Here is a 20,604-nt window from a genome sequence, read left to right on the forward strand (position 1 = left end):
GGATCGATCACCTGTATGAGCTCTCGGTCCAGAGTATGCGCCGCCGCGCCCCTGCGGCAAGGGGGCGCGCGAATGGCCTGAAAAGAATGTCTCTGACCTGCCCCCGAACTTTCATCCGTGTGCGATTGGAGTCTCGGCCGCTTCTGTTACACCGTTCGGTACCGATTGCGGTGAGGCCCTCGGCATAGTCCGCCGGGGTCTGGTAGCCGAGCGAGAAGTGCGGCCTCGCGGCATTGAAATCCGCCACCCAATCAGCGATGGCGGCGCGGGCATGATCGAGGCCGAAGAACAGGCTCTCGTTCAAAAGCTCGTCGCGCATGCGGCCGCTGAAGGATTCGACATGGCCGTTCTGCATCGGCTTGCCGGGCCCGATCTAGTGCCATTCCACCCCGTGATCCTTCGACCAGACGAGGGTGGCGTCCGAGGCGAACTCGGTGCCGTGGCCGGAAACGGTCATGCCGGGCCGGCCGCGGCACCCGATCAGACGGGTCAGTTCCCGCGCGACCCGGCAAGCGGGCTTCGTTGATGGTCCCAGAGGCTCGCGGGATGCCGCCTGCCTCATCCTTCATGGCGGATTCCAAAAGACAGGAGGCTCCAACTTCCAAATAGGATGTCGGCATGACGAGTCCGACGTGCCTGGCCCATCTTCAGCCCGCCATACTCCTTGCGCCAGCGGTCGTAGCTCGGCTCGGTGATACCGATCCGACGGCACGCATCCACAACCGTCCCGCCTTCCGCCAACGCAATTTCAGGCTCACGAAGTTTGTCGATAATCTCTTCCGGCTTGTGATTCCTTCCATCCCGGCCCTCCTTCATGCGAAAAATCCAAGCGATTTCAGTCCAGATCACCGCGACCCCGTCTGTTGTTGCAAGCCGGCAGAATTATAATCTTCTGAAATCACTCAACTATCTTTTACGACCAGGCTCTCGGGCCCGTTGGCCGCAACGCCATATCCGGCTGTGTTTATTGTCAACGCCAATCATGGTAGCGTTTATTGTTCGTGAGTTCGCTTTTTGGACAAAAAATTTACAAGGCAAGCAATGCGATTTCTGATCACCGGGGGCTGCGGCTTCATTGGTTCTGCGGTTGTCCGTCGGCTTGTGGCGAGCACGCCGCACGAGGTCGTCACCGTCGACAAGATGACCTACGCCGCCTCGGAGGACGCGCTGGGCGCTGCGCTGGGGCATCCGCGCCATCGCCTGATCCGCGCCGACATCGCCGATGCCGCGGCGATGCGCGCCGTCTTCGAGGCGCACCGGCCCGACATCGTCATGCATCTCGCCGCCGAATCCCATGTCGACCGCTCGATCGACGGGCCGCGCGATTTCATCGACACCAACATCACCGGCACCTTCGTCCTGCTCGAGGCCGCCCGCGCCTGGTTCGCCACCCTGGACGAGCCCGCCCGCCGCCGCTTCCGCTTCCACCACATCTCCACCGACGAGGTGTTCGGCGCCCTCGAACAAGGCGATCCCCCCTTCACCGAAACCACCCCCTACGACCCCCGCAGCCCCTACGCCGCCAGCAAGGCCGCCTCGGACCATCTCGTCCGCGCCTGGCGGCACACCTACGGCCTGCCCGCCATCGTCTCCAACACCACCAACAATTACGGCCCCTGGCAGTTCCCCGAGAAACTCATCCCGCTGGTGCTCATCAACGCCCTCGAGGGCCGCCCCCTGCCCGTCTATGGCGACGGCTCCAACCTGCGCGACTGGCTCTTCGTCGAGGATCACGCCGAGGCGCTCCTCGCCATCGCCCTCACCGGCACGCCCGGCGAGACCTACGCCATCGGCGCCCGCCAGCCCCGCTCCAATCTCGACGTCGTCCGCGCCATCTGCCGCCTGCTCGATGCCCGCCGCCCCGATCCCGCCGGCCCGCGCGAGCGGCTGATCACCTTCGTCGCCGACCGCCCCGGCCACGATTTCCGCTACGAGATCGACCCCGCCCGCAGCGAGGCCGCCCTCGCCTGGCGCGCCGCCCACGATTTCGAGGCCGGACTCGCCCGCACCGTCGACTGGTATCTCGCCAACGAGCCCTGGTGGCGCGCCATCCGCGCCCGCCGCTATGCCGGCCAGCGCCTCGGTACCGCCGCATGATCCGCAAGGGCATCATCCTCGCCGGCGGCTCCGGCACCCGCCTGCACCCCTCCACCCTCGCCGCCTCGAAGCAGCTCCTCCCCGTCTACGACAAGCCGATGGTCTACTATCCGCTGTCGACCCTGCTGCTCGCCGGCATCCGCGACCTGCTGCTGATCTCCACCCCGCAGGACCTGCCCCAGTTCCGCCGCCTGCTCGGCGACGGCGGCCAATACGGCATCCGCATCGGCTATGCCGCCCAGCCCTCGCCCGACGGTCTCGCCCAGGCCTTCCTGATCGGCGCGGACTGGCTCGCCGGCGAGGCCTGCGCCCTCGCCCTCGGCGACAACCTCATCCACGCCGATCATCTCTCGCTCGCGCTGCGCCAGGCCGCCGGCCGGGAGGCCGGCGCCACCGTCTTCGCCTACCAGGTGCGCGATCCCGAGCGCTACGGCGTCGTCACCTTCGACAGCGCCGGCCGCGCCATCGACATCGTCGAGAAACCCGCCGCCCCCGCCTCCAGCTGGGCGGTCACCGGCCTCTATTTCTACGACCGCCGGGTCACCGAATTCGCCCGCCGCATCCGACCCTCCGCCCGCGGCGAGCTCGAGATCACCGATCTCAACCGCCTCTATCTCGACGACGGCTCCCTCGCCGTCGAGCGCCTCGGCCGCGGCACCGCCTGGCTCGACGCCGGAACCCCCGACTCCCTGCTCCAGGCCGCAACCTTCGTGCAGACCATCCAGGCCCGCCAGGGGCAGCTCGTCGGCTGCCCCGAGGAAGTCGCCTTCCGCATGGGCTTCATCGACGCCGACACCCTGCGCCGCCACGCCGCCCGCCTCGGCAAGACCGAGCTCGGCCGCGTCCTGCGCGAACTCGCCGACGGAGAGGCCGCATGATCGAGCCGCTCGACCTGCCCGGCGTCATGCTCATCACCCCGCCCCGCTTCGCCGATTCCCGCGGCTGGTTCAGCGAAACCTGGAACCAGGCAAGGCTCGCCGCCCTCGGCTTCACCGAAACCTTCGTGCAGGACAACCACTCCTCCTCCACCCGCCCCGGAACCATCCGCGGCCTGCACTGCCAGCTCGCCCCCTTCGCCCAGGGCAAGCTCGTCCGCTGCATCCGCGGCGCGATCTGGGACGCCGCCGTCGACATCCGCCACGGCTCGCCCAGCTTCGGCCGCCACGCCGCCGCCGAGCTCTCCGCCGCCAACGGGCGCCAGCTCTGGATCCCGCCCGGCTTCCTGCACGGCTTCTGCACCACCGAGCCCGATACCGAGGTCGTCTACAAGGTCACCGCCCCCTACGACAAAGCCTCCGAACGCGGCGTCATCTGGAACGATCCCGATCTCGCCCTGCCCTGGCCCGTCCCCGCCGGCACCGCCCTCCTCTCCGACAAGGACAATCTCCTGCCCCGCCTGGCCGAGGCCGAACCCTGGTTCAGGCTCTGACATGCCGCCCCGCCCGATCCTGATCACCGGGGCGAGCGGCCAGCTCGGCCACGCCCTCGCCGCCCGCGCGCCCGCCGCCGGGCTCCCCGCCCGCGCCATCGGCCGCCCCGGCTTCGACTTCGACGCCCCGGAAACGATCGCCAGGGCCCTCGCCGCCGCCGATCCCGCCCTCGTCGTCAACGCCGCCGCCTGGACCGCCGTCGACGCCGCCGAGACCAGCGCCGACGCCGCCTTCCGCGCCAACCGCGACGGCCCCGCAACCCTCGCCACCCTCTGCCGCGCCCGCGGCATCCCCCTCATCCACGTCTCGACCGACTATGTCTTCGACGGCACCAAGGGCGCGCCCTACACCGAAACCGACCCGATCGCCCCGCTCGGCGTCTACGGCCACAGCAAGGCCGCCGGCGAGGAAGCCATCCTCGCCGCCGGCGCCGACGCCATCATCCTCCGCACCGCCTGGGTCTTCTCCGCCACCGGCAAGAACTTCGCCCGCACCATGATCGCCGCCGCCCGCCGCCTGCCGGCGCTGCGCGTCGTCGCCGACCAGCGCGGCACCCCCACCGCCGCCGAAGACCTCGCCGACGCCATCCTCGCCATCGCCGCTCGCATCCTCGCCGAAGGCTGGCAGCCCGGCTTCGCCGGCATCTTCCACGCCACCAGCGCCGGCGACACCTCATGGCACGGCTTCGCCACCGAAATCCTCGCCCTCGCCGCTCGCCACGGCACACCACACCCCGACATCATCCCCATCGCCACCGCAGACTGGCCCACCCCAGCCCGCCGACCCGCCGACTCCCGCCTCGACACCACAAAACTCAGCCAAACCTTCGCCCTCGCCCTCCCACACTGGAAAGACGCCACCGCCCGCATCGTCCCCGCAATCCTCGCGCAGGACGAAACACCGTGATCACCATCCTCCTCTCCACCTTCAACGGAACGCGCTTCCTCCCCGAACAGCTCGCAAGCTTCGCAGCGCAGACCGACCAGGACTGGCGCCTCCTCTGGCGCGATGACGGATCCTCCGACTCCACGCGCGAGATCATGGCCAGCTTCGCCGCAGGCCTCGGCGCCGGCCGCTGCGTCGAGGTGGCGCATTCCGGCTTCCATCTCGGCGCCGGCCAGAGCTTCCTCGCCCTGCTCGCCGAGGCGGGGGACGCCGAACTCATCGCCTTCGCCGACCAGGACGATGTCTGGCTGCCGGAAAAACTCGCCCGCGCCCGCGCGGCGCTGCGCGGCCCGGGTGCGGGCGCACGCCTCTACACCGCCCGGCAATACCTGGTCGATGCCGCGCTGCAGGGCCGCAAGCTCTCCGCCCTGCCCGCCCGCAAGCCCGGCTTTCCCGCCTGCCTCACGCAGAACGTGGTCCACGGCAACACGGCGGTGATGAACCGCGCCGCCGCCGACATGGTCAACCGCATCCCCGGCCCCTCCGGCACCGTGCATGACTGGTGGAGCTACATCGTCGTCAGCGCCTGCGGCGGCGCCATCACCATCGACCCCGAGCCCGTCGTCCTCTACCGCCAGCACAAGGACAACCTGATCGGCTCGCCGCGCACGACCGTGGCGCGCGCCCTCGGCGCGATCCGCCGCGGCCCCGACATCTTCATGACGATGATGCGCCGCCATGTCCGCCAGCTCGAAGCGCATGGCGACCTGCTCACCGCCGCCGCCCGCGCCGATCTGGCGCGGATCTCCGCCGGGCTCGAGGGCGGCTTCGCGCCGCGCCTCAGCGCCATGCGCTGCCCCGGCCTGACGCGGCAGACGGTGCTGGAAAACCTGCTCTTCCGCCTCTGGTTCGTGCTCGGCTGATCCCGCCGCGGGTCAGGCCGCCGGCGTCTCCGCCGCCAGCGCCTCCACCCGCCAGCCGCCATCCCCGGTCAGCCGCAGCCGCCGCGCGTGGTAGCGGATGATGGTGGAGCGGTGCCCGACGCTGACCAGCGTCACCCCCGGCAGCTCGTCGAGCAGCGTGCGATACATCCGCGCCTCGTAATCCTCGTCGAGCGACGAGGTCGCCTCGTCCAGGATCACCACCTCCGGCCGCAGCAGCACGCAGCGCGCGAAGCCGATCCGCTGCTGTTCGCCGAGCGACAGTTCGCGGTCCCAGGCCTGCTCGGCCTCCAGCCGCCCGGCGAGATGCCCGAGCCCGACCCGCTCCAGCATCGCCGCGACGCGCGCCGGTTCCAGCGCCTCGCCATAGGGGAAGGCGATGCTCTCGATCAGCTTTCCGTTCGGCAGATAGGGCCGCTGCGGCACGAACAGCACCCGGCCGGCGGGCATCGTCACCCGCCCCTCGCCGAACGGCCAGATCCCCGCGATCGCGCGCACCAGCGTGCTCTTGCCCGATCCGGTCGGCCCGCTGATCAGCACCCGCTCGCCCGGCCCGATCGCGATGTCCAGCCCTTCCAGTAGCTTCCGCCCGTCCGGCAGCGTCAGCGTCAGCCCCTCGATCGCGAGCCCCGCCTCGTCCCCGCGCGCATAGGCGATGCGCGGCGCCGTCGCCGCCGCGTGATGCCGCCGCAGGCTCACCTCCAGCGTGTAGAGACGGTCGACCACCGCGCGCCATTCGGTGATCGACAGATAGCCCTGCCCGATCGAGCTGAAATTGTTGAGGATGAACGCGAAGGCCTGCTGCGTCTGGCCGAACGCGTTGTTGGTCTGCGACACGGTGCCGATCAGGATCCGCTTGGCGAGATAGGACGGGATCACCAGGCCGAAGGCGAGCAGCCCGCCCAGCGTGTTGAACGAGAAGTTGAAGGTATTGACGAACACCGTCCGGTAGACCCGGCGGTAGAAGATCTCGACCACCGGCGCGAAGGTCCGCTTCAGCCGCGTCGCCTCCGCATCGCCGCTATGCGCGGTGGCGATCGCCTCGGAATTGTCCCGCACCCGGATCAGCTCGAAGCGGAAATTGCCCTGCGCCCGCTGCTGGATGTTGTTCAGCCAGAACAGCGGCTTGCCGATGAGCAGGATCAGCCAGGTCCCGCCGATCGCGTAGATCAGGTTCATCCACAGCAGCAGGCCGGGGATATACAGGCCGAACAGCCGCAGGTTGCGGCTCAGCAGCCACAGCATCACCGAGAACGAGACGATCGTCACCACCGATTGCAGCGCGCTCAGCGGCAGGTTCACCGTCTGCCCGGTGAAGAAGTCGATGTCGTCGGAGATGCGCTGGTCGGGATTGTCGATGCCGCGGTCGTCGAGCTGCATCCGGTAATGCGCCTCGCGGTCCATCCAGCCATCGACCATGTGCCCGGTCATCCAGCGCCGCCAGCGGATCTGGAAGATCTGCGCGAAATACTGGCTCGCGGTGTTGATCACCACGACCATCGCCGCCAGCCCGAGAAAGATGCCGAACAGCCGCCAGATCTCCGCCACGTCGTAGCGCTGCATCGCGTCGAAGAACGAGCCGTTCCAGACCGTCAGCGCATAGTTCATCGCCACGATCACCAGCACGGTGATGACGTTGACGGCCAGCAGCCCCCAGGCCGCCAGCCGCTGTTCCGAGCGAAAGAACGGCGTCGCCACATAGAGCAGGCGGTGAAAAAATCCGGTCCGGGCGAGGTCGTCGTCCATCTCTGTCTCCGCATCCACTTGTCGTCCCGCCCCCATATAGGCGCCGGAGCCGCAAGGCCAGCCGGGGCCGCGCCGCGATCCGCCGAACGCCCCGCCGCTCTCGCGCCATCGTGAGCGCGCCGGCCCGTCCCGCGGTTGAACATCGTGCCCCGGCTTCAAACTTCCCGAACATGGCGCGCGTCCCTTCGGGCTTAATTATGCTTAACGGGCATGAATCAAAGCTGACTTGCCGATGCCGGGCGCGGGTCTTAAGACCGGGACCCGAACAGGAGGGATGACATGGCCAGTAGCGACACCGCCGGCAACGAGATTGCGCTGGAGCGCCAGAAGGCGGTCCTCGCCCGCCCGATGACCGAGACCCGCCGGCTTGCCAACGCCGTCCGCGCGCTCGCGATCGACGGCGTCGAGGCCGCGAAGTCCGGCCATCCCGGCATGCCGATGGGCATGGCCGATGTCGCGACGGTGCTGTGGACGAAGTTCATGAAGTTCGACGCGGCCGATCCCCACTGGCCCGACCGCGACCGCTTCATCCTCTCCGCCGGCCACGGCTCGATGCTGCTCTACGCGCTGCTGCACCTCACCGGCTACGAGGGCATGTCGATCGACGATCTGCGCCAGTTCCGCCAGCTCGGCGCCCGCGCCGCCGGCCATCCCGAGCGGATCGAGCATCCCGCCATCGAAATGACCACCGGCCCGCTCGGCCAGGGCATCTCGACGGCGACCGGCTTCGCCCTCGCCGAGCGCATGCTCGCCGCCCGCTTCGGCAAGGGCCTGGTCGATCACCGCACCTGGGTCATCGCCTCGGATGGCGACATGATGGAGGGCGTGTCCCACGAGGCCTGCGCCATCGCCGGCCATCTCGGCCTCGACAAGCTCACCGTCTTCTACGACGACAACTCGATCTCGATCGACGGCGGCACCGACATCGCGATGACCGACGACGTGCTGAAGCGCTTCGCCGGCTATGGCTGGGCCACCCGCCGGATCGACGGGCACGACCCCGAGCAGATCGAATCCGCCATCCGCTTCGCCCTGCGCAGCCGCAAGCCGACGCTGATCGCCTGCCGCACCATCATCGGCTTCGGCGCGCCGAAAAAGGCCGGCACCCCGGCCACCCACGGCTCGCCCCTCGGCGCCGACGAGGCCGCCGCCGCCAAGGCCCTGCTCGGCTGGACCGCGCCGCCCTTCACCGTGCCGGACGACATCCTCGCCCCCTGGCGCGCGGCCGGATCGCGCAGCGCCGGCGCCCACCGCGCCTGGACGAAGCGCCACGCCGCGAGCAACCAGCGCGCCGCCTTCGATGCCGCCCTCGCCGGCGACCTGCCGGCCGACTACACCGCCGCGATGGCCGCCCTGCGCGAGAAGATCGCCGCCGAGAAGCCCAACGTCGCCACCCGCCAGGCCAGCCAGATGGCGCTCGACGCCGTGGTGCCCGTGGTCCCCGAAATGGTCGGCGGCTCGGCCGACCTCACCCCCTCGAACAACACCTTCGTGAAGTCGATGGGCGTATTCACGGCGAAGGACCACGCCGGCCGCTACATCCATTTCGGCGTGCGCGAGCACGGCATGGGCACGACGCTGAACGGCCTCGCCCTGCATGGCGGGCTGATCCCCTATGGCGGCACGTTCTTCATCTTCTCCGACTATTGCCGCCCCGCCATCCGCCTCGCCGCGCTGATGCGCATCCGCTCGATCTTCGTGCTCACCCACGATTCGATCGGCCTCGGCGAGGACGGGCCGACCCACCAGCCGGTCGAGCACCTCGCCTCGTTCCGCGCCATGCCCAACGTCCTCGTGCTGCGCCCCGGCGACGCGATGGAGACCGCCGAATGCTGGGACATCGCGCTGAAGCACAAGGACGGCCCGGTCCTGCTCGTGCTCAGCCGCCAGGCGATGCCGACCCTGCCGCGCGACCACGGTGCTGAAAACCTCTCCGCCCGCGGCGGCTATGTCGTCGCCCCGGCCGCGGGGCCGCGCCGCGCCACCATCCTCGCCACCGGCTCGGAAGTCGCCCTCGCGCTCAAGGCGCGCGAGATGCTGGCGGCGGAGGGAATCACCGTCGCCGTCGCCTCGGTGCCGAGCTTCGAACTGCTCGAACGCCAGGACCCCGGCTACCGCACCGAGGTGCTGGGCGAGGCTCCGCGCGTCGGCGTCGAGGCCGCGGTCGGCTTCGGCTGGGAACGCCTGCTCGGGCCGGACGGCACCTTCATCGGCATGCACGGCTTCGGCGCCAGCGCGCCCTACCAGAAGCTGTTCCAGCATTTCGGCATCACCGCCGAGGCGGTCGTTGCGGCGGTGAAGGCGAAGCTGTAATCCCGCCGCCAACACCGCCACCGCTTCCGGCTCACCTGAACGTTTTCGAGGGAGACTTCTTCACATGACCGTCAAAGTCGCGATCAACGGATTCGGCCGCATCGGGCGCCTCGTGCTGCGCGCGATGATCGAGAGCGGGCGTTCCGACGTCGAATGCGTCCTGATCAACGACCTCGGAAGCGTCGAGGACAACGCCCACCTGCTCCGCTACGACTCGGTGCATGGCCGCTTCCCCGGCACGGTCGAGGTGAAGGGCGACAGCATCGTCATCACCAATGCCGGCCGCACCTACGCGCCGATCCGCGTCTCCGCCGAGCGCGACCCGGCGAAGGTGCCGATGCAGGGCGTCGACGTGGCGATGGAATGCACCGGCCTGTTCACCAAGCGCGACGCCGCGGCGAAGCTGATCGAGGCCGGCGCCCGCAAGGTCCTGGTCTCCGCCCCGGCCGACGGGGTGGACGCCACCATCGTCTACGGCGTGAACCACCACACGCTGACCAAGGACATGACGATCATCTCCAACGCCTCCTGCACCACCAACTGCCTCGCGCCGATGGCGATGGTGCTGCACGAGGCCTTCGGGATCGAGCGCGGCTACATGGTCACCATCCACTCCTACACCGGCGACCAGAAGACGGTGGACACCCTGCACAAGGACCGTCACCGCGCCCGCGCCGCCGCCCTCTCGATGATCCCGACCACCACGGGTGCGGCCCGCGCCGTCGGCCTCGTCCTGCCCGAGCTGAAGGGCAAGCTCGACGGCACGGCGATCCGCGTGCCCACCCCGAACGTCTCGCTCGTCTCGCTCGACGTGAACCTGAAGAAGCAGGCCAGCAAGGACGAGATCAACGCGGCGATGAAGGCGGCTTCCGAGGGCAAGCTCAAGGGCATCCTCGACTATTCGACCGAGGCCCTGGTCAGCGCCGACTTCAACCACGTCGCCTATTCCTGCAGCTTCGACGCGCCGCAGACCGCGGTGATCGACAACGCGCTCACCCGCGTCATGGGCTGGTACGACAATGAATGGGGCTTCTCGAACCGGATGAGCGACACCGCCGCCCTGTTCGGGTCGCTCTGATGGCGGACTGGCGCCCGCTCGACGGGGTCGATGTCAGGGGAAAGCGCGTCCTCGTGCGCGCCGACCTCAACGTCCCGCTGCGCGACGGCCGGATCACCGACCTCACCCGCATCGAGCGCCTCTCGCCGACCATCGTCGAACTCGCCGGCAAGGGGGCGAAGGTGATCGTGCTCTCGCATTTCGACCGGCCGAAGGGCAAGGTCGTGCCGGACATGTCGCTCCGCCCGGTCGCCGCCGCGCTCGGCGCGGTGCTGCGCCGGCCCACCGCCTTCGCCGCTGACTGCATCGGCCCCGAGGCCGAGGCCGCCGTCGCCGCGATGGCGGAGGGCGACATCCTCGTGCTGGAGAACACCCGCTTCCATCCCGGCGAGGAGAGCAACGACCCTGCCCTGGCGAAGGCGATCGCCGCCAATGGCGACATCTTCGTCAACGACGCCTTCTCCGCCGCCCACCGCGCCCACGCCACCACCGAGGGTCTCGCCCATCTGCTGCCCGCCTATGCCGGCCGGCTGATGCAGGCGGAACTCGCCGCCCTCGAAGCCGCGCTCAGCCACCCGAAGCGGCCGGTCGGCGCCATCGTCGGCGGCTCGAAAGTCTCCACCAAGCTCGACCTGCTGACCAACCTGATCACCAAGGTCGACCTGCTGGTGATCGGCGGCGCGATGGCGAACACCTTCCTTGCCGCCCAGGGTGCGGAACTCGGCAAGTCGCTGCAGGAACCCGCCCTGCACGACACCGCCCGCGCCATCGTCGAATCGGCGGCGACGCATGGCTGCCGCATCCTGCTGCCGTCGGATTTCGTGGTCAGCGAAACCTTCGCGCCGAACCCGCCCACCGAAACCGTGCCGGCGAACGCGGTGCCGGCGAACGCGATGGCGCTCGATGTCGGCCCCGCCACCACCGAGACGATCATCGCGGCGGTGAAGGAACTGAAGACGCTGATCTGGAACGGCCCGCTCGGCGCCTTCGAGACCCCGCCCTTCGACACCTCGACCATGCGCCTCGCCATCGCGGTGGCGGAAGCCACGGCCGGCGGGCTGATCTCGGTCGCCGGCGGCGGCGACACGGTGGCGGCGCTCCGCCTCGCCGGCGTCACCGATCGCCTGACCTACGTCTCCTCGGCCGGCGGCGCCTTTCTCGAATGGATGGAAGGCAAGACCCTGCCGGGCGTCGCAGCGCTCGCGCCGCGCTGATCCGCGCAACGCGCCACGCCAGAAGCCGCCGGTCCGGTCCCCCGGGCCGGCGGTTGCCGTTTCAGGAGGCGGTGCCGCCCACGGTCAGCCCGCCGATCAGGATGCTCGGCTGCCCCACGCCCACCGGCACGCCCTGCCCGTTCTTGCCGCAGGTGCCGATGCCGGGGTCGAGTTCGAGGTCGTTGCCGATCATCTCCACCCGGGTCAGCGCGTCCGGCCCGTTGCCGATCAGCGTCGCCCCCTTCACCGGCGCGCCGACCCGCCCGTCCTCGATCATGTAGGCCTCCGAGGCGGTGAACACGAACTTGCCCGAGGTGATGTCCACCTGCCCGCCGCCGAAATTCGCCGCATAGATGCCGCGCTTGACCGAGCGGATCATGTCCTCCCGGCTCGCCTCGCCCTCCAGCATGATGGTGTTGGTCATCCGCGGCATCGGCAGATGCGCGTAGGACTGCCGCCGCCCGTTGCCCGTCGGCGCCATGCCCATCAGCCGCGCGTTCTGCCGGTCCTGCATGTAGCCGGTCAGGATGCCGTCCTCGATCAGCACGGTGCGCCCGCTCGGCGTCCCCTCGTCATCCACGCTGAGCGAGCCGCGCCGGTCGGGGATCGTGCCGTCATCGACCACGGTGACCCCCTTCGAGCCGACGCGCTTGCCCATCAGCCCGGCGAAGGCCGAGGTCTTCTTGCGGTTGAAATCGCCCTCCAGCCCATGGCCGATCGCCTCGTGGAGCAGAATGCCCGGCCAGCCCGCGCCCAGCACCACCGGCATCTCGCCCGCCGGCGCCGGCACGCTGTCGAGGTTCAGCGCCGCCTTGCGGATCGATTCGTCCACCGCCGCCCGCCAGAAGGCCGGCGCCGTCACCCCGTCATAGGTCGCGCGCCCGCCGGCGCCGTGGCCGCCCGATTCGCGCCGCCCGTCCTGCTCCATCACCACGGAAACGTGCAGCACCACCAGCGGCCGCACATCGGCCACGCGCACCCCATCCGCCCGCACGATCTCGACCACCTGCCACTCGCCGGCCAGGCTCGCCATCACCTGCACCACGCGCTTGTCGGCGGCGCGGGCATAGGCGTCGATCTCGCCGAGCAGCGCCGCCCGCGCCGCGAAGGGCATCTCCGCCAGCGGATTATGCCCGGTATAGAGCCTGCGCGTCGCCGCCGCGGGGGCGACCGCCACCGTGCCGGCATCGCCCTGCCGCGCCGCCCGCAGCGTCTCCACCGCGCGCGCCAGGGCCGCGTCGGAAATCTCCCCGGCATGGGCATAGACCGCCGCCTCGCCGGTCACCGCGCGCAGGCCGAAGCCGCGCCGGCTGTCGAAATTCGCGTTGCGGATCCGCCCGTCATCCAGGCTCACCACCTCCGATTCGCGATATTCCAGGAACAGCTCGCCATCGTCGGCGGCCTCCAGCACGGGGGCGATGGCCCGCCGCGCCTCGATCACGTCGAGCCCGTCATTGCCGTGGAACAGCCGGTCGGCGGTGGCGAGCATGTCTTGCATCGTGTCGGACATCATTCAGCGGCCTTCATCTCATAGACGGGAAGCGGCACCGCCGCCGTCGCACCGCGCAGCGCGTGGCGGCAGGCGATGCAGGCGGCGAGCAGCAGCACGGCGTTCAGCTCGTGCACATAGCCGAGTTCGGCCATGCCCGAGACCAGCGTGCTCATGCCCAGGATATATTGGAGCGAAACCAGCCCGGCCAAGAGCAGGAACAGGTCGCGCGCCTTCGCCCCCACCGGCGCGCGCAGCCCCATCGCCGCGGCGATCACGACGACGATCGCCGTCACCGTCGCCGCCACCCGGTGCTCGAACTGCACCGTCGCCTTGTTGGCGAGGAAATTGAGCCAGAGCGGGTGCATCGCCAGCGCGTGCGGCGGCAGCGCGTGCCCGTCCATCAGCGGAAACGTGTTGTACACCTTGAGCGCCCCGCTCGCCGCCACCAGCGCGCCGAGCCCGATCGTGGCGATGATCAGCCCGATCGAGACGCTCAGCAGCCCGCGCAGCCGGGCAAGACCCGGCAGAATCGCCGGCTCGGGGTTGCGCAGCGTCAGCGCCGTCCACAGCATGGCGGTGAAGATCAGCATCGCCAGCACGAAATGCGGCCCGAGATACAGCGGCGAGGGCTGGAGGATGCGGCTCGTCATGCCCTCGTAGGTCATGTACCAGCCCATCGTCGCCTCGCCGGCGCCGAGCCCGAACAGGAACAGCAGCCAGGCGGTCAGCCGGTTCGAAATCCGCCCCCGCAGCCGGAAGACCGCCAGCGGCACCAGGAACACCACCGCCATCAGCCGCCCCCAGTCGCGGTCGAGGAACATCGGCAGGTAGAGCGACTGGAACTGCGCCAGCGTCATCTTCGGCTGCATCGCCTGATACTGCGCCGTCGCCTTGTAGAGGCCGAAGGCGCGCTCCCAGGCGGCATGGGTCAGCGGGGGGACGATGCCGGTGAAGGGCTGCCAGGTCTGGATCACGAACCCCGCGCCGATCGTCCGCGCATGGCCGCCGCCCACCACCATGCCGAAGATCATGAAGCAGATGACGAGCAGCCAGGTGCCGACCAGCCGGTCCCCCCGCGCCGCCGCACCGCTCATGCCGGCCGCCCGCGCAGCTCGAACCAGGCCCACACCGCGGCGGCCAGCAGCAGCACCGCGTTGAGCTGGTGCACGATGCCGATATCGAGAATCTTGGAGACGAGCGTGGTCACGCCGAGAATATACTGCACGATCAGCAGCGCGCCCATCACCAGGAACGCATCGCGCGCCCGCGCCGGCAGGTCGGCGCGGATCGCCGCCACCACCGCCGCCAGCACGCCCACCGCCGCCACCGTGCCGAGCAGCCGGTGGTCGAACTGCGTCGCCGCCTTGTTGAGGAAGAAATTCTTCCAGAACGGGTGCAGCGCCGCGTAATCCGGCGGCACCCAGCGCCCCTGCATCAGCGGGAAGGTGTTGTCGATCGTGTAGGCATGCGTGCCCGAGAGGAACGTCCCCGCCACGATGGCGATCGAGATCAGCACGATCGAGCCCATCGCCATCCGCCGCGCCCCCGCATAGCGCGCGGCCTCCTCCGGCGGCAGCCGCGTCTCGGCCGGCTTCAGCACGGTCAGCGCGGTGGCGAACACGGCGATGGCGAGCAGGGTGGCGAAACAGTAATGCACCGAGAGCCGGAACACCGACACCTCGGTCAGCCCCGGCTGGAAGCCGGAGGCGACCATCCACCAGCCGATCAGCCCCTGCACCCCGCCCAGGACGAACAGCGTCACCAGCCAGGGCCGCAGCCGCCGCTCGATCCGCCCGGTCCAGAGGAACCAGACCAGCGGCACGCCGAAGTCGAAGCCGAGCAGCCGCCCCCACATCCGGTGGATCCATTCCGGCCAGAAGATCGCCTTGAACCCGGCGAGGTCCATGCCGCGATTGAGCTCCTTGTATTGCGGAATCGTCTTGTAGAGCGCGAACATCCGCTCCCACGCCGCATGGGTCAGCGGCGGGATCACGCCCGAGACCGGCTGCCACGCCATGATCGACAGGCCGGCGTTCATGTTCTGCACATAGGCGCCGATCCCGAACATCTCGACGATCAGCGCGAAGCTGACGAACAGCCAGATCGCGACCATCCGCCGGCTTTCCGGGCTCGCCGCCCGCGCCTCGCCCGCCGCCGTCCTGCCGCCGATACCCGCCACCGATTGCGATGCCATCAGTCCAAATCCCGACTCTGCCGATCCTGCCCCCCGATTTGCACCCGAAACCCCGCTTGTAAACCCGCGCGCCCGCCCACCTTGTTCCATCGAGCAATCTTGACCTCGCGCCCCAGTTGCGCCATCTGATCGTCGAGCGGGACAGACACGCCCGCCGCTTCCGGCCCGCAACGGGCCCCTCCACAATTCTCCGCACCCGCCCGTCCCTTTTTCCGAACGGGCTCATCCTGTCCCGGATTCTCCATGAAGCTCGCCGAACTCAAGGCCAAATCCCCCACCGACCTGCTCAGCCTCGCCGAGGAGCTGCAGGTCGAAAACGCGTCGTCGCTGCGCAAGCAGGACATGATGTTCGCCATTCTCAAGGCCTATGCCGAGAACGACCAGGCGATCCATGGCGACGGCACGCTGGAAACCCTGCCCGACGGGTTCGGCTTCCTGCGCAGCCCGCAGAGCAACTACCTCCCCGGCCCGGACGACATCTACGTCTCCCCCGCGCAGATCCGCCGCTTCGGCCTGCGCACCGGCGACACCGTCGCCGGCGAGATCCGCGCGCCCAAGGAAGGCGAGCGCTATTTCTCGCTGCAGAAGGTCGACACGATCAATTTCGAGGCGCCGGACGCGGTGCGCCACCGCATCAATTTCGACAACCTCACCCCGCTCTATCCCAACCAGCGCCTGCAGATGGAGATCGAGGACGCGCCGCCGCCGCCCAAGGGCCAGCAGAAGGACTACACGGCCCGGGTGATGGATCTCATCGCCCCGATCGGCAAGGGCCAGCGCGCCCTCATCGTCGCCCCGCCGCGCACCGGCAAGACGGTGATGCTGCAGAGCATCGCCACCTCGATCTCGGCCAACCACCCCGAGGCCTTCCTCATCGTCCTGCTGATCGACGAGCGCCCCGAGGAAGTGACCGACATGGCCCGCACCGTGAAGGGCGAGGTCGTCGCCTCCACCTTCGACGAGCCGGCCACCCGCCACGTCCAGGTCACCGAGATGGTGCTGGAAAAGGCCAAGCGCCTCGTCGAGCACAAGCGCGACGTGGTGATCCTGCTCGACTCGATCACCCGCCTCGCCCGCGCCTACAACGCGGTCGTCCCCTCCTCGGGCAAGGTGCTCACCGGCGGCGTCGACGCCAACGCCTTGCAGAAGCCGAAGCGCTTCTTCGGCGCGGCGCGCAACATCGAGGAAGGCGGCTCGCTGACCATCATCGCCACCGCGCTGATCGACACCGGCAGCCGCATGGACGAGGTGATCTTCGAGGAGTTCAAGGGCACCGGCAACTCCGAGCTCATCCTCGACCGCAAGCTCTCCGACAAGCGCACCTTCCCGGCGATCGACATCACCAAGTCCGGCACCCGCAAGGAGGAGCTGCTGGTCGAGCGCGCGACCCTGTCGAAGATGTGGGTGCTGCGCCGCATCCTCAACCCGATGGGCCCCGGCGAGGCCATGGACTTCCTGCTCGACAAGCTCAAATACAGCAAGACCAACAACGACTTCTTCGAGGCCATGAACACCTGACCATGTCGCCCTACGCGCTGCCGCTGGCCGAACTGGCGCTCGCCAACTTCATCGGCATGATCAGCCCCGGCCCGGCCTTCCTGCTGGTCAGCCGGGCGGCGGCGGGGCGCGGCAGGGCGGCGGGCTTCGGCCTCAGCCTCGGCGTCGCCATCGCCGCCACCACCTGGGCCGCCGCCGCCTGCTTCGGCGTCGCCCTCGTCATGGCCCGCTTCGCCCCGCTCTACGAGGCGATCCAGATCGCCGGCGGCCTCTATCTGGTCTGGATCGGCATCAGCGCCTGGCGCGCCCCGCCCCCGGAACTCGACCTCGCCGCCCCATCCGGCAGCCCCGGCTTCCTGCGCGCCGTCGCCACCGGTGCCGCGCTCAATCTCGGCAACCCGAAGATCGTGATCTTCTTCACCAGCATCTTCGTCGCCCTGCTGCCCGCCCACACCCCGCTCTGGCTCAGCGCCGCGGCGATCGCGATCGTCGGGTTGCAGGAAGTCACCTGGTATTGCCTGGTCACCCTGCTGTTCTCCCGCGCCCGCGTCCAGCGCGCCTATCGCCGCGCCGGGCTGTGGATCGAGCGCACCGTCGGCACGCTGCTGATCGCGATCGGCGCGCGCATCCTCGGCGCCGCCGTCTAGAAGGCGCCGCCGAAACCTTTTGCAAACAACCGCCCACCCCCTATATCCCGACCGGAATTCAGACGGAGACCCCCCGATGCCCGACGCCAGCCAGCCCACGGATTACAAGGTCCGCGACATCGCCCTTGCCGACTGGGGCCGCAAGGAAATCTCGATGGCCGAAACCGAGATGCCGGGCCTGATGGCGCTGCGCAGCGAATTCGGCGCCTCGAAGCCGCTCAAGGGCGCCCGCATCGCCGGCTGCCTGCACATGACGATCCAGACCGCGGTGCTGATCGAGACCCTGATCGAGCTTGGCGCCACCGTCCGCTGGTCCTCCTGCAACATCTTCTCGACCCAGGACCACGCCGCCGCCGGCGTCGCCGCGGCCGGCGTGCCGGTCTTCGCCTGGAAGGGCATGAACGAGGAGGAGTTCTGGTGGTGCATCGAGCAGACGGTGCGCGGCCCGGACGGCTGGACGCCGAACATGATCCTCGATGACGGCGGCGACCTCACCAAGCTGATGCACGACAAATACCCCGAGATGCTGGCCGACATCCGCGGCATTTCCGAGGAGACCACCACCGGCGTGCACCGCCTGCGCGAGATGGCGCGCGACGGCTCGCTGCTCTGCCCCGCCATCAACGTGAACGACAGCGTCACCAAGTCGAAATTCGACAATCTCTACGGCTGCCGCGAAAGCCTGGTCGACGGCATCCGCCGCGGCACCGACGTGATGATGGCCGGCAAGGTCGCCGTCGTCGCCGGCTTCGGCGATGTCGGCAAGGGCTCGGCCGCCAGCCTGCGCAACGCCGGCTGCCGCGTGATGGTCACCGAGATCGACCCGATCTGCGCCCTCCAGGCGGCGATGGAAGGCTACGAGGTCGTGACCATGGACGACGCCGCCCCGAAGGGCGACATCTTCGTCACCGCCACCGGCAATATCGACGTCATCACCGCCGACCACATGCGGGCGATGAAGCACCGCGCCATCGTCTGCAACATCGGCCACTTCGACTCCGAGATCCAGATCGAGAGCCTGCGCAACTACAAGTGGGAGAACGTGAAGCCGCAGGTCGACGAGGTCGTCTTCCCCGACGGCAAACGCCTGATCGTCCTCTCCGAGGGCCGCCTGGTCAATCTCGGCAACGCCACCGGCCATCCCTCCTTCGTCATGTCGGCGAGCTTCACCAACCAGGTCCTCGCCCAGATCGAGCTGTGGAACGCCCCTGCCGGCCGCTACGAGCGGAAGGTCTACGTCCTGCCCAAGCATCTCGACGAGAAGGTCGCCGCCCTCCACCTCGAGAAGGTCGGCGCGAAGCTCACGAAGCTGAGCAAGGCGCAGGCGGAGTATATCGGCGTCGAGACCGCCGGCCCCTTCAAGCACGACGACTACCGCTACTGAGGAGGCGACGATGGGCAGCTTCCTCGCGGTCATGGCGCTCGCCGCCCTGTTCGGCGGCATGCTGTTCTTCGGCGCGGTGATGACCCCGCTGGTCTTCTCGAAACTGCCGCCGGACGTGGCCGGCCCGTTCATCCGGGCCGCCTTCCCGCGCTACTACCTGTTCATCACGGTCACCTCGGCGCTCGCCGCCATCGGCCTGCTGATCCGCGGCAATCCGTGGTACGCGCTGCTGGCGGTGATCGTCACCGGCATCACCCTCTGGCTCTGGCTCGAATGGATGCCGCACCTCAACGCCGTGCGCGACGCCGGCAACCAGGTGGATTTCCAGCGCGGCCACCGGCTCTCGGTCTGGGTCAACCTCGTCCAGTTCGTGATCGTGTTCGCGCTGCTCGCCGGCCTCGCCGGCTGACCGAACGTCCTCGGCCGGACTTCTGGTCCGGCCGGTTTTCCGAAAAATCAGTTGCCTATGGGAAATTCCTGATCCAGCCGATTAGGCGCTCACATCCCGCATGAGTCGAGCCTGATCACCCGCACCATCGCCCCTTCCGGCTCGGCCGGCGCATCCGGCGCGCGCAGCAGCAGCGCATCGGCCTGCGCCAGCCGGCTCAGCATCGCCGAATCCTGCACCGGGAACGGCGTCACGCTCCAGCCGCCCGCCTCATCACGCGCCAGCGTCGCCCGCAGATGATCGGCCCGGTGGTCGTTCGCCGCCAGCGCCACGGTGCAGCGCGCGGGCTCGGTCGGCGGCGCCTCGTCCGGCCGCCCGGTCAGCCGCGCGATCGCGGGGCCAAGGAACAGCACCGCGCAGACCAGCGCCGACACCGGATTCCCCGGCAGTCCCAGCACCGGCACGCCGCCCAGCATCCCCGCCATCAGCGGCTTGCCCGGCCGCATCGCGATCTTCCAGAAATCGACGTCGAGCCCCCGCTCGGCCAAGCCCGCCTGCACCAGGTCATGCGCGCCGACGCTCGCCCCCCCGGTCGTCACCAGCAGGTCGGCCCGCGCCGCCGCCGCCGCCGCCGCGCCAATCGCGGCGCGGTCGTCCGGCGCCACCGGCAGGATCACCGCCTCGCCGCCCGCCGCGCGGATATAGGCCGCCAGCGCGTGCGAATTGGAACTGACGATCCCGCCCGGCGGAATCGGCTCGCCCGGCATGGCGATCTCGTCGCCGGTCGCCAGCACCGCGACCACCGGCCGCCGCCGCACCGCGAGCCAGGGATGGTTCGCCGCCGCCGCCAGCCCGATATCGCGCGCGCCCAGCACCCGCCCCGCCGCCAGCAGCGTCTCGCCCGCGGCGAAATCCTGCCCCGCCCGGCGGATATGCCGCCCCGGCCGCGCCGCCTCGCGCAGCGTCACCGAGGCGTCGTCATGCTCGGTATCCTCCTGGATGACGATGGCGTCCGCCCCCGCCGGCACCACGCTGCCGGTGAACAGCCGCACCGCCTCGCCCGGCCCCACCGTGCCCGCGAACGGGTGCCCCGCCGGCGCCGCGCCGATCACCCGCAGCCGCATCCCCGCCACGCCATCGGCGGCGCGCAGCGCGAACCCGTCCATCGCCGAAACATCGTGCGGCGGCTGGGTCAGCCGTGCGACCACCGGCTCGGCCAGCACCCGCCCCGCAGCCGCCGCCAGCGGCACGATCTCGGCGCCCGTCGGCGCCAGCAGCGCCAGAATCCGCTCCCGTGCCTCGCCGACGCTGATCATCGC

17 protein-coding genes and 2 pseudogenes are annotated in these 20,604 nt (G+C 69.5%); 12 read left to right on the forward strand and 7 right to left on the reverse strand.

The genetic code is table 11. The annotated features are described in order from the left end of the window. Positions 1 to 7: 7 nt before the first annotated feature. Positions 8 to 508: pseudogene (locus tag ACRY_RS19080) on the reverse strand (integrase core domain-containing protein); the annotation flags it as partial. A gap of 113 nt (positions 509 to 621) precedes the next feature. After that, positions 622 to 816, reverse strand: a pseudogene (locus tag ACRY_RS08480) (transposase); the annotation flags it as partial. A 225-nt stretch (positions 817 to 1,041) separates the two neighbouring features. Here ACRY_RS08480 and rfbB point away from each other — a divergent pair. Genes rfbB through ACRY_RS08505 form a run of 5 tightly spaced genes read left to right on the forward strand, consistent with a single transcriptional unit; the run spans position 1,042 to position 5,335 of the window. Then, positions 1,042 to 2,097 (forward strand): dTDP-glucose 4,6-dehydratase, encoded by a 1,056-nt coding sequence (gene rfbB, locus ACRY_RS08485; RefSeq protein WP_011942080.1) that lies wholly within the window; start codon positions 1,042 to 1,044, stop codon positions 2,095 to 2,097. Next, positions 2,094 to 2,975, forward strand: coding sequence for a glucose-1-phosphate thymidylyltransferase RfbA (gene rfbA / locus ACRY_RS08490; protein WP_011941645.1), 882 nt, complete (start codon positions 2,094 to 2,096; stop codon positions 2,973 to 2,975). The genes rfbB and rfbA overlap by 4 nt, the downstream gene beginning before the upstream one ends. After that, positions 2,972 to 3,526, forward strand: a complete 555-nt coding sequence (rfbC, locus tag ACRY_RS08495) for a dTDP-4-dehydrorhamnose 3,5-epimerase (RefSeq protein WP_011941644.1) — start codon at positions 2,972 to 2,974, stop codon at positions 3,524 to 3,526. The genes rfbA and rfbC overlap by 4 nt, the downstream gene beginning before the upstream one ends. 1 nt (position 3,527) lies before the next feature. Then, the gene (gene rfbD, locus ACRY_RS08500; protein ID WP_011941643.1) at positions 3,528 to 4,433 is read left to right on the forward strand and encodes a dTDP-4-dehydrorhamnose reductase; all 906 of its coding nucleotides are present in this window, start codon (positions 3,528 to 3,530) and stop codon (positions 4,431 to 4,433) included. Then, on the forward strand, positions 4,430 to 5,335 hold the full coding sequence (locus ACRY_RS08505) for a glycosyltransferase (protein WP_007424835.1): 906 nt from the start codon (positions 4,430 to 4,432) through the stop codon (positions 5,333 to 5,335). The genes rfbD and ACRY_RS08505 overlap by 4 nt, the downstream gene beginning before the upstream one ends. A gap of 12 nt (positions 5,336 to 5,347) precedes the next feature. Here ACRY_RS08505 and ACRY_RS08510 read toward each other — a convergent pair whose 3' ends face one another. Next, positions 5,348 to 7,099 (reverse strand): ABC transporter ATP-binding protein/permease, encoded by a 1,752-nt coding sequence (locus tag ACRY_RS08510; protein WP_007424836.1) that lies wholly within the window; start codon positions 7,097 to 7,099, stop codon positions 5,348 to 5,350. 279 nt (positions 7,100 to 7,378) lie between these two features. On the opposite strand from ACRY_RS08510, the gene tkt reads away from it, so the two are divergent. The 3 genes from tkt (at position 7,379) to ACRY_RS08525 (ending at position 11,683) form a co-directional block, all read left to right on the forward strand. Beyond that, positions 7,379 to 9,412, forward strand: a complete 2,034-nt coding sequence (tkt, locus tag ACRY_RS08515) for a transketolase (protein WP_011942082.1) — start codon at positions 7,379 to 7,381, stop codon at positions 9,410 to 9,412. A gap of 64 nt (positions 9,413 to 9,476) precedes the next feature. Next, a complete protein-coding gene (gap, locus tag ACRY_RS08520) occupies positions 9,477 to 10,490 on the forward strand; it encodes a type I glyceraldehyde-3-phosphate dehydrogenase (protein WP_007424838.1) in 1,014 nt (337 codons plus the stop codon). Continuing rightward, positions 10,490 to 11,683, forward strand: coding sequence for a phosphoglycerate kinase (locus ACRY_RS08525; protein ID WP_011942083.1), 1,194 nt, complete (start codon positions 10,490 to 10,492; stop codon positions 11,681 to 11,683). Before gap ends, ACRY_RS08525 begins: the two co-directional genes overlap by 1 nt. A 61-nt stretch (positions 11,684 to 11,744) precedes the next feature. Here the strand turns inward: ACRY_RS08525 and tldD are convergent, their stop codons facing one another. Genes tldD through ACRY_RS08540 form a run of 3 tightly spaced genes read right to left on the reverse strand, consistent with a single transcriptional unit; the run spans position 11,745 to position 15,369 of the window. Beyond that, positions 11,745 to 13,196, reverse strand: coding sequence for a metalloprotease TldD (tldD, locus tag ACRY_RS08530; RefSeq protein ID WP_011942084.1), 1,452 nt, complete (start codon positions 13,194 to 13,196; stop codon positions 11,745 to 11,747). Continuing rightward, entirely contained in the window at positions 13,193 to 14,269 is a 1,077-nt protein-coding gene (locus tag ACRY_RS08535) for a COX15/CtaA family protein (RefSeq protein ID WP_011942085.1), read from the reverse strand. The genes tldD and ACRY_RS08535 overlap by 4 nt, the downstream gene beginning before the upstream one ends. Beyond that, positions 14,266 to 15,369 (reverse strand): COX15/CtaA family protein, encoded by a 1,104-nt coding sequence (locus tag ACRY_RS08540; RefSeq protein WP_011942086.1) that lies wholly within the window; start codon positions 15,367 to 15,369, stop codon positions 14,266 to 14,268. The genes ACRY_RS08535 and ACRY_RS08540 overlap by 4 nt, the downstream gene beginning before the upstream one ends. Positions 15,370 to 15,612: 243 nt before the next feature. Between ACRY_RS08540 and rho the strand changes: the two genes are divergently transcribed. The 4 genes from rho (at position 15,613) to ACRY_RS08560 (ending at position 19,306) form a co-directional block, all read left to right on the forward strand. Further along, positions 15,613 to 16,887: a transcription termination factor Rho gene (gene rho, locus ACRY_RS08545; protein ID WP_007424843.1), complete on the forward strand. Its 1,275-nt coding sequence runs from the start codon at positions 15,613 to 15,615 to the stop codon at positions 16,885 to 16,887. A 2-nt stretch (positions 16,888 to 16,889) separates the two neighbouring features. After that, positions 16,890 to 17,513, forward strand: coding sequence for a LysE family translocator (locus ACRY_RS08550; protein WP_011942087.1), 624 nt, complete (start codon positions 16,890 to 16,892; stop codon positions 17,511 to 17,513). Between the two features lie 76 nt (positions 17,514 to 17,589). Beyond that, the gene (gene ahcY, locus ACRY_RS08555; RefSeq protein ID WP_011942088.1) at positions 17,590 to 18,897 is read left to right on the forward strand and encodes an adenosylhomocysteinase; all 1,308 of its coding nucleotides are present in this window, start codon (positions 17,590 to 17,592) and stop codon (positions 18,895 to 18,897) included. Positions 18,898 to 18,907: 10 nt separating this feature from the next. Further along, positions 18,908 to 19,306, forward strand: coding sequence for a DUF4149 domain-containing protein (locus tag ACRY_RS08560; protein WP_007423740.1), 399 nt, complete (start codon positions 18,908 to 18,910; stop codon positions 19,304 to 19,306). 89 nt (positions 19,307 to 19,395) lie between these two features. Here ACRY_RS08560 and glp read toward each other — a convergent pair whose 3' ends face one another. Next, on the reverse strand, positions 19,396 to 20,601 hold the full coding sequence (glp, locus tag ACRY_RS08565; RefSeq protein WP_011942089.1) for a gephyrin-like molybdotransferase Glp: 1,206 nt from the start codon (positions 20,599 to 20,601) through the stop codon (positions 19,396 to 19,398). Positions 20,602 to 20,604 lie beyond the last annotated feature (3 nt).

It is taken from the genome of Acidiphilium cryptum JF-5 (assembly GCF_000016725.1).
GTDB lineage: Bacteria > Pseudomonadota > Alphaproteobacteria > Acetobacterales > Acetobacteraceae > Acidiphilium > Acidiphilium multivorum.